Genomic DNA, 15,674 nt, shown 5'->3' on the forward strand with positions numbered 1-15,674 from the left:
AGCCGGTCAGGGTTGCTCGCCATTCCCGGGTGGGGGTGGCGGGAGCTGTCCGTGCGGACCTCCGGGTCCGGCCGCATCAACCGGCGGATCGCCCCATGGACCGGGGGGCGGGCCATGCGGCCGATCCGCCGAAGCGAGGATTTCGAGCTGTTCGGGCGTCAGCTTGGTGCGCAGCACCGCAATCGCATCCTTCAGCTTTGCCGCCGAAGCCGCGCGCTTGGTGACCTCGTCGGCCAGCCGCTCCTGGAAGGCGAAGGGATCGCGCCGCGCCTGATCGGGGCCACCTGGGGTCGCCAGACCGCCTGCTTCAGGCCCGGGGCCGCCAGGCGCGCCGGGGCCATGGTCGAAGCGCGGCGGCGCCAGCACCGCCTGCAGGGCGCTGGTGTAGTCGCGCCAGGCGTCGAGCTGCTCGGAGCGGATACCGATGCGCGTCTCGAGCGCCGAAAGCCGAGCGGCGAGCATTTCAGGCGGCGGCGGTCCCATCCGGTGGAAGCCGAAGCCTTCCGGCCCCTGCCGCATCGGCCCATGCAGGCCGGGCCACGGCATCGGGCCCGGATGCGCGTCATCCTGCCGGGTCATCGGGGGCGGCGCGTCGCCCGGCACCCCGTCCGGCTGCCCCGCCAGCACGGGATGGATCGCCGCGGCGGAAAACAGGCCGAGCGCCAAAAGTCTGCTTCGCATGATCTTGTTCCTTTCTCTCATGCTTGCGATAGGCAGGAGGATAGGAAGCGTCTTTTGCCGCTTTGCTTCGGCGCGTTGCTGAAGGTTTCCGGAAAAAGGAGTTTTGTTTCCGAATGTTTCCATGGGCTGCGCGGAAACATTCGGTGCAATTTTCCATGCCGATTGCTGGCGCCGCTCCCTATAATCCGGGCGAAAGGGCAAATCGGGCAGACATGCAGGCACAATCCCACATTCTTGTCGTCGACGACGATCGCGAAATCAGGACGCTGCTCGGGCGTTATCTCGACGGGCARGGCTTTCGCGTGTCGGTGGCAGGCGACCGGCGCGAGTGCGAGCAGAAGCTCGGCTCTGGCCTGTTCGACCTCATCGTGCTCGACGTCATGCTGCCCGACGGCTCCGGGCTCGACATCTGCCGCGCCTTGCGTGACCGCAAGCCGCATATCCCGGTCATCCTGCTCACAGCGCTGAAGGAGGATGTAGACCGCATCATCGGGCTGGAGCTGGGCGCCGACGACTATCTCGGCAAGCCGTTCAATCCGCGCGAGCTTGCCGCCCGCATCCGCGCGGTGCTCAGGCGCGCGGCTCCGGAACAGGCCGCTCCACCGAAGGTTCGCGTCTACCAGTTCGCCGGCTACCGGCTGGAGCCGGACACGCGCAAGGTGACCGATTCCGAGGGCGCGCCGGTCGATCTCACCGGTGCCGAATTCGATCTGCTGCAGGTCTTCCTCGACCGGCCGGGGCGGCTCCTGTCGCGCGACCAGCTGCTCGACCTGACGCAGGGGCGTGAGCGCGATCCGCTCGACCGTTCCGTCGACGTGCTGATGAGCCGGCTGCGCCGGAAATTTGCCGAAGCGGGCGAGGACAACCTGTTCAAGACCGTGCGCAATGGCGGCTACCAGCTCACGGCCCGCGTCGAGACGGCGGAGACCGAGCCATGAGGTCGCTACGCAGGCGGCTGATCGTTCTGCTGGTGGTTTCGATCGTCGGCGTCGTCGGGCTCGCCACCTTCGTAGCAGTCAAGCTGCTCGGCGGACCGTCGCCCGAGGTGATCATGGGCCCGGTCGCTCGCCAGATCCAATACATGGTGCAACTGGTTCCCGGCCGCATGCCGGGCCCGGGCGATGCGCGCGTCACCATCAGCGACCATCCGGCGGACGGCTTCGAGGACCGGAGGCACTCGCGGGTGCTCAACGACATGCTGCGCCGCGAAGGCCTCGACGTCTCCGCCGTCGTCAGCCGCCATGCCGGGCCGGCCGRCATGGTCGCTTCGGTCGCGCTGCCCGACCATCGTTGGATGATCGTCGATATTTCCGATTTCGGCCCGCCGCGGGCTGTGTGGGTCGGGCTTACTGGATGGATGGCGCTGATCGTGCTCGGCGCCACTGCCATCTCGATCTATTTCACCGGCGTGCTGGTGCGGCCGCTGGAAATGCTGGAGACCGCCGTCGGCAAGATCGGCTCGGACGGCGTGCTTGCAACCGTTCCGGAGGAGGGCTCGGCCGAGGTCAGGGCCACCGCGCATGCCCTCAACCAGCTCTCCGCCCGGCTGAAGGCCGCCATGGAAAGCCGCATGCGCCTGGTCGCCGCCGCCGGGCACGACCTCAGGACGCCGATGACCAGGATGCGGCTGCGCGCCGAATTCCTCGAGGACGACCGCGAGAAATGGCTGCGTGACCTCGATGAGCTCGACCGCATCGCCGACAGCGCTATCCGGCTGGTGCGCGAGGAGGTGAATCAGGATGCGGTCGAGCCGGTGGAACTGGACAGGCTGGTGCGCGATATCGAGGCCGAGATGGTGTCGCTCGGCCATGCCGTGTCGATCGACCATCTCGACAAGGTCTCGGTCAAGGCCGGCGGGCTCGGYCTGCGCCGCGCGCTGCGCAACCTGATCGTCAACGCCGCCACGCACGGCAAAAGCTGCACCGTCTCGCTCGCGGCGCAGGGCGGCCGAGCGGTTCTCACCATCGCCGACCGCGGCCCCGGCATCCCGCCGGACCTATTGAACAAGGCCTTCGAGCCATTCTTCCGGGTCGATCCGGCCCGCACGCAGTTCATTCCGGGCGCCGGGCTGGGGCTCGCCATCGCCAAGGAGATCATCGAGCGCTACGGCGGAACGATCAGGCTGGAAAACAGACCGGGGGGTGGGTTGCTGCAGACGGTGGTGTTTGCGGCTCCCCATTGATGCCCTCGATGCACGAAAGGGCGATGCCGATGTCATCCGGGGAATGAACCGCAACGCACGCCCGTCTCCGCCATCCCCGAAACGCGCCTCCAATCTTCTGTGCTTGTGGAAAACGGGCCGCGCGCTCCAAGCCTACTGTGGTACCGCTGCTACAGCATTCCGCCGCCACGTCAGCTATCGATTGGCTTACGGGTGGGGATGATATCATGATCAAGATTTTCTATGCGTCGGTCGCCTTGGCTGCCCTGGCAGCGCCAGCGAACGCTCAGGACGGTCACTGGACGGGGTACTACGCAGGCGCGGAGATCGGGGCTGGGTTTTCGCATCCCGGATTCGATGGTCCTGCGGGCGTCAGCGGTTCGGATTTCGACGACACGGCGTTCATAGGTGGCGTCTATGCCGGCCACGACTGGCAGGCTGGCCAATTCGTCTACGGTGGTGTCGCAAGTTTCGATTTCCTGGGCTTTCACAACCAGAATTCGTCTTGGGTAGATCCGATATTCGGCGGCAAGACCCACTCATACGATTACGATTTGGACTGGGTGGCGTCTGCGCGCGCACGAGCTGGCTTCTTGGCGTCGGATCAGTTCCTGCTGTACGGCACAGCCGGCGTCGCCGTGACGCGCTTTGAGACGTCCTCTTCGACAACCGGGATTTTCGGCGGGGCAGACGAAGTAAACACGACCAAAGTCGGCGGCGCGTTCGGAGCAGGCGTCGAATACGCTTTTGCTCCGCATTGGGCGCTCAAGACGGAGTATGTCCACTATTTGTTCAGTGATATTCATGTTGGGGGCAATGGCGCCGACGAGGTGACATTCAAACCGTCGTTTGGCACGTTGAACTTCGGCGTCTCGTACCGCTTCTAGCGGCTGGACGCTTCAGGAAAGCTTGCGGCCGAATGACTTTGYTGTGTCGCGTACAAACTGGCGCGACAACCCGGGTCCCTCAAAAACCGGAAGGGTCGGAACAACCCGCACGCGTTTCTTGAACTCGTCCAGGGTCAAGGCAAAGACAAGCTGATCCAGGCGTTCGCCCGTTTTTGCATCGAGTCGGTGGGATAGCAGGGTGCCTTCCTGACGCAGCATTCCAAGCCGGCAAGCTGTGACGGCTGCTTGATTTCGAGCCAGCGGCTCGAACATCAGCTTTTCCAATCTGCGTTCGACGAACAAATGCCAGATTGCGAGGCGCGTTGCTTCGATTGAAATCTGAAGCTTCCGTTGTGCTTGGTCCCCAACGATGATGTGCAGCGACCCGATGCGGTGACGTGGATCGATCTCGATCATGATCAAGCCGATCGGTTCGTCATCGAGCAGGCGGATTGCCAGCAAGTTTCGGCGTACATTGTCAAAGCTACTGACGTACGAGCGGAACGATTCGAGCCCCAATGTCGTACCTGGCATGTTCAATCCGGCGGTGACGGCAGGGTCGGCAAGCCAGCGTGTGAAGCTCTCATTCACGTCACCTGGACGCAAGGTACGGATCCGGCAAGTTTCGCCGGATCGGTCAACAAATACCGGCCTTTGAGCGGCGGCTATCGGTGGCAAACCTATGTGTTGGCCGGCCTGAGGCATTTTGGGCATCTGCGGGACTCACATCGAAATCTGGCCGGACAATGTCATCAAAATCCCGCCGAGGGGAAGAAAGCTTCCGCTACGCCTGCAGGGAAATCCGGAACGGGTGCTGGCGGCAGCACGGGTCATAGCAGAGCGTGGTGGGCGAGCCATAACGGTTGGCTCCAGGCGGCAGCCTAAAGCAGCTTTATTTGATGGTTGTTTGACGATTTTTGCGGGCGCGGCGAAAGCCAATGAAAAGTCTGGTACGCCCAAGGGGAATCGAACCCCTGTTACCGCCGTGAAAGGGCGGTGTCCTAACCGCTAGACGATGGGCGCGCTCAGACGAAGCGGCTTATAATTGCGTTGTTCGCAACCGGCAACCCATCCGCAGCCGCCTGCGACAACTTTTTTCACGAGGTGGCAAAAGCCGGTTTTTCGTCGAGCCAAGGCGCGGTTCGAGCCTCACTTGGCCGTGCATCCTTGGAGATTAGCTGGAACGCCCCTCACGGTCGTCATTCTATGGCGGAGCAAGGAGCGAAGCGACGTGGCGCAGACCATAGAATCCATGCCGTGACGCCAGCGTGCTGCGGCGGTACAGAATTTTGCTCCGCTGCATTCCTTGGCCAAGGTCATGGCATGGATCCTTGGGTCCGCTTCGCGTCGCTACGCCCAAGGATGACGAAGTTCGGAAGGCTTCGGCCAATCGCGAACGCTTGTGCGGCAGGGCTCGTTCCAACGAAGGTCGTTGGCCGCCGACCCGTCTTCTAGCGAGATATCAGCCGTCCTCGCCCCCGCCGCCGCGCCGGCGACAGCGCCAGTTCCAGTCGCGCTCGGGGCCGACGTCGACATGGATCGATTCGGTGTGGCAGTAGGTGCCGACGCCGCCGCGGCCGGGCATGGAGCGGACATAGCTCGCCAGTTCCCACTTGGAGACGCCGGGCACCTGGATGTCGGCGGCGGCGCAATACATGTGCAGCGAGTTCTTGGCACCGTTGGCGCGGCGGTTGCGGGCGGGATCGCGATAGCCGGAGGTCACGATCATCTTGCGGCCGAAATGGCCCTCGATCGTCTTCAGCACGCGCACGAGCGATGGTTTCAGACAGGCGACATCGACGGTTTCGTTCTGCTTCAACAGGCCGTTGGGCGCGAGGCGCGCCATGCCGGCAGCAGACGCCACCTGGTAGGAGCCGCCGCCTTCGTCCTCGTTGAGGTCGACGTCGCTCTCGTCGTCGATGCCGGACTTGCGCTTGATCTCGAACAGCGCGGTCTGGCGCACGCCCGGCAAGGCATCGGCGCCGGTGATGTGGCCGCTTTCCTCGCCGAGGGACGCCAGTTGCACCGGCTTGTCGCCCGGCGTCGCCGAGGCGAGGTTGACGATCGGCTTTGCCGGAGGCGGCGCGGTTGTCGTCTTGGCCTGCGCGGCGGGCTGTTCGCCCGACCGTGTGTTGATCATGGGCGTCGGCGCGGCCGAGGCCGGCGTGGTGCTGAACAGCGAAGCAAAGAAGCTCTTCTTCGGCGCCGCGATCTGCGCCTGTTGCGGCTCGCCGGCCGTGACGTAAACGCCTTTGCTCATCGCCTGCACGGTTGCCTGCGCCTGCGACGCGACCGCGGCGGCATCGCCGGCGGCAACTTGGCCGGCGACGGCTTTCGTCTCATCGGCCGTCTGAGCCTGCTGCACCAACGGTTGTGGCGTGTTGCCGGCGATCGTAGCGGCGCCCGTGGGAACGGCGACGGCGGGGAAGGTGGCTCCGGGCCGCGTCTCCGGCACATAGGCGACCTTTTCCGGCAAAGGCGTGTCGCCCTCGCTCATCACGGTCGATGCCGCATCGGGAGCGGCCGCCGCCACCTGCAGCGACGAATCGGTCGCGGTCGCCGGCTTCGCGCCGGTGGAGGCGCTCATCTCGGTGGCGGTTGTATTGTAGGCGGGCGTAGCGACCGACATTGTCGGGTCGCCGGTCGAGGTGCAGGAGGCCAGGAGCACGGAGAAAAGCGCTGCCACAATGCTGCGGCTTTCCCCTCGTCCGAGACGCCAACCTGCTGGTTTCAAAATAAAATTCCCCCTCGACATCCGGTCCGTCCATCATCGCCGCGGCGCTCCAGTGCCCTGGCGATGACCTCCTGTTCCCGAACCGGAAACGGGATCTGTGTCGAATCTGCAAACCTCGGATTTATTCTGAGTCTCAGAGGCGAATTGAGGTTGCGAAAACGATTAACACCACCATTTCGCCCCGTTTTGATGGTCCGTCAACTCACCAGACATTACAGTCCGTTACACACGCACCTTCACATAGGTGCCCGGCGCATCGCCCAAGGTTTTCATGCGCTTGCCGGGTTTGCGGGCGGGTACATGGATATTGTCCTGGCTTTCAATCCAGTGCTGCCAATGCGTCCACCAGGATCCCGGATGCTCGTGCGCAGTCGCGAACCACTGGCCGAAGTCGCCCACCGGCTTGCCACCCGTCCAGTACTGGTACTTATGCGCCGCCGGCGGATTGACGACCCCGGCGATGTGGCCGGAGCCTGCCATCACATATTCGACGTCGCCGCCGAAATAGCGCGAGCCGAGGAACACCGAGAGCGCCGGCGCGATGTGGTCCTCTTTCGTGGCCAGGTTGTAGATCGGGATCGTGATGTCGGCCAGCGAGACGKTGCGGCCGGCAAGCTCCATGGTACCGCGCGAGAGATTGTTCTCGAGATAGCAGTTGCGCAGATAGAAGGAGTGGTTGGCCGCCGCCATGCGCGTCGAGTCGGCATTCCAGTAAAGAAGGTCGAAGGGCAGGGGGTCCTTGCCGCGCATATAGTTGTTGATGACGTAGGGCCAGATCAGGTCGCCCGAGCGCAGCATGTTGAAGGCGGTCGCCATCTTGGTGCCTTCGAGATAGCCCTTCTCGCTCATCGAGCGCTCGACAGCGGCAACCTGCTCCTCGTCGACAAAGACCTTCAGGTCGCCGGCATGAGTGAAGTCGACCTGTGTGGTGAAGAAGGTCGCCGACCTGATGCGGTGGTCGCCTTCCTGCGCCAGCAGGGCGAGTGCTGCCGCCAGCAGCGTGCCGCCGACGCAATAGCCTATCGCGTTGACCTCTTTCTCGCCGGTCGCCTTGTCGACCATGTCGAGGCCATATTGCAGCCCCTCGCGGATATAGGCCTCCCAGCCCTTGGCGCCGTGGCGCTCGTCCGGGTTGATCCACGAGATGACGAAGACCGTGTGGCCCTGCTCGATCGCCCAGCGGATGAAGGATTTCTGCGGGTTGAGGTCGAGGATGTAGTATTTGTTGATCCAGGGCGGGCAGATCAGCAACGGCCGCTTGAGCACCGTCTCGGTCACCGGATCGTACTGGATGATCTCGGCGACGTCGCTGCGGCCTATCACCTTGCCGRGCGTGGTCGCGATGTTCTTGCCGATCTCGAAGGGCGTATAGTCGGCCTGGCGGAGCTTCAGCTCACCCCTGCCGGCGGCGATGTCCTCGGCCAGCATCTTCATGCCGCGCACCAGGTTCTCGCYGTTGGAGGCGACGGTCTCGCGGAACAGCTCCGGATTGGTCAGGATGAAGTTCGAGGGCGCGATCGCGTTGGAGACCTGCTTGACATAGAAACTCGCCTTGTGGCGGGTGTGCTCGTCCAAGCCTTCGGCATGCTCGACGAGGTCCGAGGCCCAGCGAGAGGTCACCAGATAGGCCTGTTTCAGGAAATCGAAGAAGGCGTTACGGCCCCATTCCGGGTCCTGGAAGCGCTTGTCGCCGCGCTCGGGCTTGACCGCGTCCTCGGGCGCTTCGGCGTTGGGGCTGACCTTCTGGATGGCGTTCGCCCAGACCGTCATGTAGCCGACGAAGAGGCGCGTCTGCGCTTCAAGCGCGCGCTGCGGGTCGGCCAGCCAGTATTCGCTGAGCCTGGAGAAGGTCTTGACCATGTCGACCACGGGTTCGGCGACATGGTCGCGCACCTCACCCTTTTCGCGCGGCTCGGCCCAGGCGGAAGCCGCCCTGCCGGCCTGCTCGATCATGCGCGCCATGTTGAGCGCAAAGCGCTCGGGATCTTTCACCAGATATTGCTCGACGGTCGAAGGTCCGCCATTTTCCGCTTTGTCCGAATCGGGTGCTTTGGACATGGTTCGCGGGGTTCCTCCCGGAGCGTTTTGTTGACATATTACCATGGGACATCTGACCGGGTCCAACTTGCTCTAACCCGGCTGCCAGGAAAACAATATGACGATCAATGTTGGCGGGACTCATTTTCGCGGCGCCGGTTCGATTTGCCGCATCGCCGCCGCGACCGCGTTGCTGTGCGCCCCGCTGCTGGCGGGCGGCTGCGCCACCAGCAGCAATACCAGCAATGCGGCACCGACGGCTTTGACCGAAGGACCGAAGGACACCGGCTCCTATCCAAACCTCAACATTCCGCCGAAGGTGGCTGCCAAGCAGGTGAGCAAGGAGGAGACCRCCGCAAAGCTCGGCGAGCTCAAGGCCGACCAGCAGGCGCAGCTTGCCAAGGGCGGCAGCAACAAAACACCTGCCAACCCGGCGGCGCTCAACACGCTCGCCAGAACGCATGGCAAGGACACGCTGAAGCAGATCGAAGGCAAATGCGATCCCGCCCTCGACCCTAACTGCAATTAGGTCTATATCGCGCCCCGAACGCGCCCCATCGTCTGGAACTCCAATGGAAGAATTTCACAAGGTCCGCCKGCTTCCGCCTTACGTGTTCGAGCAGGTGAACCGGCTGAAGGCCAGCGCCCGCTCGCGCGGCGCCGACATCATCGACCTTGGCATGGGCAATCCGGACCTGCCGACACCGAAGGCCATCGTCGACAAATTGTGCGAGGTGGTGCGCGATCCGCGCACGCATCGCTATTCGTCCTCGCGCGGCATTCCGGGCCTGCGCCGCGCCCAGGCGAACTATTATGCCCGCCGCTTCGGCGTGAAGCTCGATCCCGACTCGCAGGTGGTGGCGACGCTCGGCTCGAAGGAGGGCTTCGCCAACATGGCGCAGGCGATCACCGCCCCCGGCGACGTCGTCCTTTGCCCCAATCCGACCTATCCGATCCACGCCTTCGGCTTCATCATGTCGGGCGGCGTCATCCGTTCGCTGCAGGTCGAGCCCGATGATAACTTCATCCCGGCGGTCGAGCGCGGCATCCGCCATTCGATCCCCAAGCCGCTGGCGCTGATCCTCAATTATCCGTCGAACCCGACGGCGCTGGTCGCCTCGCTCGATTTCTACAAGGATGTGGTCGCCTTCGCGAAGAAGAACGACATCATCATCCTGTCCGATCTTGCCTATTCGGAAATCTATTTCGACGGCAATCCGCCGCCCTCGGTGCTGCAGGTGCCGGGCGCGATCGACGTCTGCGTCGAGTTCACCTCGATGTCCAAGACCTTCTCCATGCCCGGCTGGCGCATGGGCTTCGCGGTCGGCAACGAGCGGCTGATCGCGGCGTTGACCAGGGTCAAGTCCTATCTGGATTACGGCGYCTTCACGCCGATCCAGGTGGCGGCGGCGCATGCGCTGAACGGCGACGGCGCCGACATCGCCGAGGTGCGCGAGGTCTACCACAAGCGGCGCGACGTGATGGTCGATTCCTTCGGCCGCGCCGGCTGGACCATTCCGGCGCCGGCGGCTTCGATGTTCGCCTGGGCGCCGATCYCGGAACAGTTCCGCCATCTCGGCTCGCTCGAATTCTCCAAGCTGCTCATCGAGCATGCCGACGTCGCGGTGGCGCCGGGCATCGGCTTCGGCGARCATGGCGACGACTTCGTGCGGGTGGCGCTGGTCGAGAACGAGCACCGGATCCGGCAGGCGGCGCGCAACATCAAGCGCTTCCTGGCCTCGACCGCCAAGCAGCCCAACAATGTCGTTCCGCTTGCGGCCCATCGCTGAGTTCGCCGCACATCACACCGAGCAATCTTTGAGGGGCGTCGCCGGACATGGCTGAAGCGTTGCGTGTTGGAATTGCCGGCCTTGGCACTGTAGGCGCCTCGGTGGCGCGCGTGCTCAACGAAAAGGCTACCGAGCTCACCCGCCAGTGCGGCCGCGACATCGTCGTCGCAGCCGTCTCGGCCCGTGATCCAAAGCGCGATCGAGGCGTCGATCTCGGTGCCGCCACATGGTTCGACGATGCCGTGAAGATGGCCGAAATGGCCGACATCGATGTCTTTGTCGAACTGATCGGCGGCGATGAGGGACCGGCGCGGGCCTCGGTGAAGGCAGCGCTCGAGGCTGGCCGCCATGTGGTCACCGCCAACAAGGCGCTGCTTGCCAAGCACGGCGTGCTACTGGCCGAGATCGCCGAGAAGAAAGGCGTGCTGCTCAACTACGAAGCGGCGGTGGCGGGCGGCATTCCGGTCATCAAGACGATGCGCGAGGCGATGGCCGGCAATCAAGTCAGYCGCGTCTTCGGCATACTCAACGGCACCTGCAACTACATCCTGACCCGCATGGAGGCCGAGGGCATCTCCTTCGACGCCTGTCTCAAGGACGCGCAGCGACTCGGCTATGCCGAGGCCGATCCGACCTTCGACATCGAGGGCCACGACACGGCGCACAAGCTGTCGATCCTGACCAGCCTTGCCTTCGGCACGAGGATCGCCGCCAACGACATCTACATGGAAGGCATCTCCAACATCACCCAGGCCGACATCCGCGCGGCGGCCGATCTCGGTTACCGCATCAAGCTGCTCGGCGTCGCGCAGCGCACCGAAAGCGGCATCGAGCAGCGCGTCCATCCGACCATGGTGCCGACGGCGTCGGTGATCGCGCAAGTGCACGGCGTCACCAATGCGGTGGCGATCGAGACCGACATTCTCGGCGAATTGCTGCTCTCCGGCCCCGGAGCGGGCGGCAATGCGACCGCCTCGGCGGTGGTCGGCGATATCGCCGACATCGCCAAGAGCCGGCCTGGCTTCCAGCATGGACCGGTCTTCGGCTGGCCGGCGAAGGAATTGAAGCCCTACAGAAAGGCGCAGATGCGCAGCCATGCCGGCGGCTATTTTATCCGGCTCACCGTGCATGACCGCATCGGCGTCTTCGCGGCGATCGCCAAGCGCATGGCCGACAACGACATCTCGCTGGAATCGATCGTCCAGCAGACGGCCGGACCGGATGCCCAGGCGCAGAAGACGGTGATCCTGGTCACCCACGAGACGACGGAAGCCGCGGTGCGCAAGGCGGTCGAGGGTGTCACCAAGGACGGCCACCTGACCGACAAGCCGCAGGTGATCCGCATTGAGCGGGCGGAATAATCCCGGTCTTCTTCAATCGATTGATATTGCTGCCATTTCAAAAAGTGACATGGCAAGTCTTGCCGTTGTCACGGAGCTTTGACACAAGAAGCGCGCCTCTGGCGGGAGGTGCGCTATAGTGTCAATGAGGAAAGCCCATTCATGAATATGGCCCAGAACATCGCTGCCGGCCTCGACCGGATTCTCACCATGGAAGTGGTGCGTGTCACCGAGCGGGCGGCGGTCGCTGCGGCCAGGCTGCGCGGGCGCGGCGACGAGAAGGCCGCCGACCAGGTCGCCGTCGACGCCATGCGCCAGGAACTCAACCGGCTCGCCATAAAGGGCACGGTGGTGATCGGCGAGGGCGAGCGTGATGAGGCGCCGATGCTCTATATCGGCGAGGAGGTCGGCACCGGCAAAGGCCCGGCGGTCGACATCGCGCTTGATCCGCTCGAGGGCACGACGATCTGCGCCAAGAACCTGCCCAATGCGCTCGCCGTCATCGCCATCGCGGAAAAAGGCAGCTTGCTGTTCGCGCCGGACGTCTACATGGACAAGATCGCCATCGGGCCCGGTTATCCTGAAGGCCTGATCGACATCGATGCTCCGCCGGCCGAGAACATCGCCAAACTCGCGAAGGCCAAGGGTGTGTCGGTATCCGACATTACCGCCTGCATCCTCGACCGGCCGCGCCATGCCAAGCTGATCGACGCCGTGCGCGCCACCGGTGCCGCCATCCGGCTGATCGGAGACGGCGATGTCGCCGGCGTCATCCACACCACCGATCCGGAAGAGACAGGCATCGACATCTATCTCGGCACCGGCGGCGCGCCGGAAGGGGTGCTCGCCGCGGCAGCGCTCCGCTGCACCGGCGGGCAGATGCAGGGCAGGCTGCTGCTCGACACGCCCGAGAAGGTCGCGCGGGCCGAGAAGATGGGCATTTCCGATCCGAAGCGGATCTATCGCGCGCAGGATATGGCGCGCGGCGACGTGCTGTTTGCCGCCACCGGCGTCACCGACGGCAATCTGCTCGACGGGGTGAAATTCGGCCGCACCTTCATCACCACCCACACCATCGTGCTGCGCTCGTCCTCGCGCACGGTGCGCGAGATCAAGGCGCGCCACCAGGATCTGGAAAAGTTTTGATTTCGCCCCGCTTAGGCTCTTTTGGCGCAGTTCCGGACCGAAAGCCGTTTCACGCTTTTCCTGGAATTACCAACTTTCCCGGAATTGCTACGGCCGTCGCATATTGATATCTGCGAAATGACAATATGCGGGCGGCGCGTCGCATGACGGGCGAAAGACGTTTCTTCCTCGATGTCAGGCAGTCGGCGACCGGTGTCTCCTGGCAGCACCGGCTGACCGAGCGGCAGGACATGGCTGCTTTAGCCATCGCGCAAGGCCATGGGGTGCCGGACATTGTCGCGCGGGTGCTCGCCGGGCGCGGCGTGACGGTGGAGCAGACCGAGCGCTTCCTCGATCCGACCATCCGCGATCTGCTGCCCAATCCGGCTTCGATCACCGACATGGAAAAGGCGGCGGCGCGGCTGGCGGAGGCGATCCTGGCGCGCGAAAAAGTGGCGATCTTCGGCGACTACGACGTCGACGGCGCGGCCTCGTCGGCGTTGCTGAAGCGGTTTCTGGCGCATTTTTCGGTACCGTCCGAGATCTATATCCCGGATCGGATCTTCGAGGGCTACGGCCCCAATCCGGAGGCCATGCGCGAACTCATTTCGCGCGGCGCGAAACTTATCGTCACCGTCGACTGCGGCACCAACAGCGCCGTTTCGATCGAGGCGGCCAGAGAGGCCGGCGCCGACGTCGTGGTGCTCGACCATCACCAGGTCGGCGGCGCGCTGCCCGCGGCGGATGCGGTGGTCAATCCGAACCGGGAGGACGATCTTTCCGGGCAGGGGCATCTCTGTGCCTCCGGCGTCGTCTTCCTTTGCCTGGTGCAGACGGCGAAATTGCTGCGCGAAAGGCTGCCGAACGCCGCGCCGCCGGAGTTGCTCCTGATGCTCGATCTCGTCGCGCTGGCAACGGTTTGCGACGTGGTGCCGCTTACGGGCGTGAACCGGGCCTTCGTGGTCAAAGGACTGCAGGTGGCGCGCCAGCAGAACAATGAGGGGCTGGCAGCGCTTGCCCGGGTGTCGCGCATCGGCGAGCCGATCAACACCTTCCATCTCGCCTATCTGATCGGGCCGCGCATCAATGCCGGCGGGCGCATCGGCGATGCCGCCCTCGGCAGTCGCTTGCTCGCCACCGACGATCCGGTGGAGGCCGCGAGCATCGCCGAGACGCTCGACCGGCTCAACCAGGAGCGGCAGCAGATGGAGATGGAGATGCTGGCTCAGGCGCGCGCCGAGGCCGATGCCGAACTCGCCCGCGGCAGCGGGCCTGCGATTGTCGTCACCGCGAGCAACAGCTGGCATCCCGGCATTGTCGGGCTGCTGGCCTCGCGGCTCAAGGAGCATGCGCGGCGTCCCGCTTTCGCCATCGCCTTCAACGCCAACGGCACGGGCACCGGCTCGGGCCGCTCGGTCTCAGGGTTCGATCTCGGCCGGCTGGTGCGCGAGGCGGCCGATGCCGGGCTGATCGTCAAGGGCGGCGGCCACGGCATGGCGGCCGGCATCACCGTCGAACGGGCCAAGCTCGGCGCGCTGAGAGCCTTCTTCGAGGAGCGCRCCGCGGCGGAGGTGTTCCGGCTGCAGAGCGAGGAAAGCCTGGCGATCGACGGCGCTCTAGCCGCCGAGGGCGCGACGCTCGCGCTGCTCGACGCGCTGGAGAAAGCTGGCCCGTTCGGCGCAGGACATATCGCGCCTGTGTTCGTGCTGCCGCGCCACAGGCTCGCCGATGCGCGGCCGATCGGCACCAACCACATCCGTGTCGACCTCAGGTCGCAAAGCGGCGGCAGCATCCAGGCGATCGCCTTCCGCGCCGTCGACACCGCGCTCGGCGAATTCCTGTTCAAGAATAGGGGCAAGGCCGTGCATGTCGCCGGCTCGCTGTCGGGCAATTACTGGAACGGCAACCGGACAGTGCAATTCCGCATCACGGATGCCGCGATTGCTTGAAACTCGGCCGAGGCTTCAGGCGAGCACCGTCTGCAGCCGCGCCAATTCGCTGATCTGGGACATCGTCGCCTGATAGCCGATGCGGATCGCCTCGTCAGCGCGGTGGAACTCGGTCAGGCCGATATGGCTTAGCTTCGGCTGCAACGACATATCAGGCGGATCGCCGGCGAGCCTTGCGCGCGAAATCCGGTCCTGGATGATGTTGAAGGCCTCGACCATGACGCCGGTGATGCCGAGACGGGTGTGGTGCGGCGGGTCGCTCTCGATGACGAGCTCGCCCGCACTATGCTTTATCACCGCGGCACGCCCGAACAGGTCGTAGTGCAGGTTGACGGCCACGACGAGCGGCTGCTCGTAGGCACGGCAGACCGAGACCGGCACCGGATTGACCAGCGCGCCGTCGACCAGCACGCGGCCGTTGCAGTTCACGGGCTCGAAGACGCCGGRCAGCGCGTAGGACGCGCGCATGGCGGTGATCAGCGAGCCGCTCGACAGCCAGATTTCGTGGCCGGTGCGGATTTCCGATGCGACGGCGACAAACGGTTTCGCCAGGTCCTCGAAACGGATGCCGGCCACGTGCTCGCGCAGCCGCGTGTCGAGCTTCATGCCGCCGAACAGGCCGCTGCCGCGCAGATTGAAATCGAGAAGCCCGAAGATGCGGCGCTTGGTCAGGCTTCTGGCGAATTCCTCCAGTTCATCCAGTTTGCCGGCGAGATAGCAGCCACCGACCAGCGCGCCGATCGAGGTGCCTGCGATCATCGATACCTCGATGCCCGCTTCRTCCAATGCGCGCAGCACACCRATGTGAGCCCAGCCACGGGCGCAGCCGCCRCCGAGCGCCAGCGAAATGCCCGTCTTCCTCGTCGTTTTCGGCTCGGGCACGCCGCCGGACGATGCAGGGCCATTCGCCTCCTGAACGTCAGGTCTGCCGCGCAATGACGCCCATTCGAGCATCATGATCTCCCTTGTC

At 64.6% G+C, this 15,674-nt stretch carries 13 protein-coding genes and 1 tRNA gene; 8 read left to right on the top strand and 6 right to left on the bottom strand.

Features of this window, described 5'->3' with window-relative positions; translation table 11 throughout:
• Positions 1-6 precede the first annotated feature (6 nt).
• A complete protein-coding gene (locus ORS3428_RS09250) occupies positions 7-681 on the bottom strand; it encodes a hypothetical protein (protein WP_071096800.1) in 675 nt (224 codons plus the stop codon).
• A gap of 212 nt (positions 682-893) precedes the next feature.
• Here ORS3428_RS09250 and ORS3428_RS09255 point away from each other — a divergent pair, with 212 nt between their 5' ends.
• The 3 genes from ORS3428_RS09255 to ORS3428_RS09265 all read left to right on the top strand — a co-directional run bounded on the left by ORS3428_RS09255 (position 894) and on the right by ORS3428_RS09265 (position 3,729).
• Positions 894-1,619: a response regulator gene (locus tag ORS3428_RS09255; RefSeq protein WP_071096801.1), complete on the top strand. Its 726-nt coding sequence runs from the start codon at positions 894-896 to the stop codon at positions 1,617-1,619.
• The gene (locus tag ORS3428_RS09260; RefSeq protein ID WP_071096689.1) at positions 1,616-2,863 is read left to right on the top strand and encodes an ATP-binding protein; all 1,248 of its coding nucleotides are present in this window, start codon (positions 1,616-1,618) and stop codon (positions 2,861-2,863) included. The genes ORS3428_RS09255 and ORS3428_RS09260 overlap by 4 nt, the downstream gene beginning before the upstream one ends.
• A gap of 206 nt (positions 2,864-3,069) precedes the next feature.
• On the top strand, positions 3,070-3,729 hold the full coding sequence (locus ORS3428_RS09265; protein ID WP_071096691.1) for an outer membrane protein: 660 nt from the start codon (positions 3,070-3,072) through the stop codon (positions 3,727-3,729).
• Positions 3,730-3,741: 12 nt separating this feature from the next.
• On the opposite strand, the gene ORS3428_RS31395 is transcribed toward ORS3428_RS09265, so the two are convergent.
• The 4 genes from ORS3428_RS31395 to phaC form a co-directional block, all read right to left on the bottom strand.
• A complete protein-coding gene (locus ORS3428_RS31395; RefSeq protein ID WP_172833673.1) occupies positions 3,742-4,434 on the bottom strand; it encodes a GNAT family N-acetyltransferase in 693 nt (230 codons plus the stop codon).
• A 243-nt stretch (positions 4,435-4,677) separates the two neighbouring features.
• A tRNA-Glu gene (locus ORS3428_RS09275) sits at positions 4,678-4,752 on the bottom strand.
• 439 nt (positions 4,753-5,191) lie between these two features.
• Positions 5,192-6,484 (bottom strand): YcbK family protein, encoded by a 1,293-nt coding sequence (locus tag ORS3428_RS09280; RefSeq protein ID WP_083355072.1) that lies wholly within the window; start codon positions 6,482-6,484, stop codon positions 5,192-5,194.
• A 201-nt stretch (positions 6,485-6,685) separates the two neighbouring features.
• Positions 6,686-8,521 (bottom strand): class I poly(R)-hydroxyalkanoic acid synthase, encoded by a 1,836-nt coding sequence (phaC, locus tag ORS3428_RS09285; RefSeq protein ID WP_071096695.1) that lies wholly within the window; start codon positions 8,519-8,521, stop codon positions 6,686-6,688.
• Between the two features lie 97 nt (positions 8,522-8,618).
• Between phaC and ORS3428_RS09290 the strand changes: the two genes are divergently transcribed.
• From ORS3428_RS09290 to recJ, 5 genes are all read left to right on the top strand, one after another.
• Positions 8,619-9,029 carry a hypothetical protein gene (locus tag ORS3428_RS09290; protein ID WP_071096698.1) on the top strand — a complete coding sequence of 137 codons (411 nt, stop codon included), beginning with the start codon at positions 8,619-8,621 and terminating at the stop codon, positions 9,027-9,029.
• Positions 9,030-9,072: 43 nt separating this feature from the next.
• Positions 9,073-10,290: an LL-diaminopimelate aminotransferase gene (locus ORS3428_RS09295; protein ID WP_071096700.1), complete on the top strand. Its 1,218-nt coding sequence runs from the start codon at positions 9,073-9,075 to the stop codon at positions 10,288-10,290.
• A gap of 47 nt (positions 10,291-10,337) precedes the next feature.
• On the top strand, positions 10,338-11,651 hold the full coding sequence (locus tag ORS3428_RS09300) for a homoserine dehydrogenase (protein WP_071096703.1): 1,314 nt from the start codon (positions 10,338-10,340) through the stop codon (positions 11,649-11,651).
• Positions 11,652-11,792: 141 nt separating this feature from the next.
• Entirely contained in the window at positions 11,793-12,776 is a 984-nt protein-coding gene (gene glpX / locus ORS3428_RS09305; protein ID WP_083355073.1) for a class II fructose-bisphosphatase, read from the top strand.
• A 143-nt stretch (positions 12,777-12,919) separates the two neighbouring features.
• A complete protein-coding gene (gene recJ / locus ORS3428_RS09310; RefSeq protein WP_071096705.1) occupies positions 12,920-14,704 on the top strand; it encodes a single-stranded-DNA-specific exonuclease RecJ in 1,785 nt (594 codons plus the stop codon).
• A 15-nt stretch (positions 14,705-14,719) separates the two neighbouring features.
• On the opposite strand, the gene ORS3428_RS09315 is transcribed toward recJ, so the two are convergent.
• A complete protein-coding gene (locus ORS3428_RS09315; RefSeq protein ID WP_071096805.1) occupies positions 14,720-15,658 on the bottom strand; it encodes a patatin family protein in 939 nt (312 codons plus the stop codon).
• Positions 15,659-15,674: the final 16 nt, after the last annotated feature.

The sequence above is a fragment of the Mesorhizobium sp. ORS 3428 genome (assembly GCF_001854785.1).
Lineage (GTDB): Bacteria > Pseudomonadota > Alphaproteobacteria > Rhizobiales > Rhizobiaceae > Mesorhizobium.

What these genes read in the sequence shown, in the direction of transcription:
- ORS3428_RS09250 (WP_071096800.1), bottom strand. Translation starts at nt 681, where the DNA reads ATGCGAAGCAGACTTTTGGCGCTCGGCCTGTTTTCCGCCGCGGCGATC.
- ORS3428_RS09265 (WP_071096691.1), top strand. Translation starts at nt 3,070, where the DNA reads ATGATCAAGATTTTCTATGCGTCGGTCGCCTTGGCTGCCCTGGCAGCG.
- ORS3428_RS09280 (WP_083355072.1), bottom strand. Translation starts at nt 6,484, where the DNA reads ATGTCGAGGGGGAATTTTATTTTGAAACCAGCAGGTTGGCGTCTCGGA.
- glpX (WP_083355073.1), top strand. Translation starts at nt 11,793, where the DNA reads ATGAATATGGCCCAGAACATCGCTGCCGGCCTCGACCGGATTCTCACC.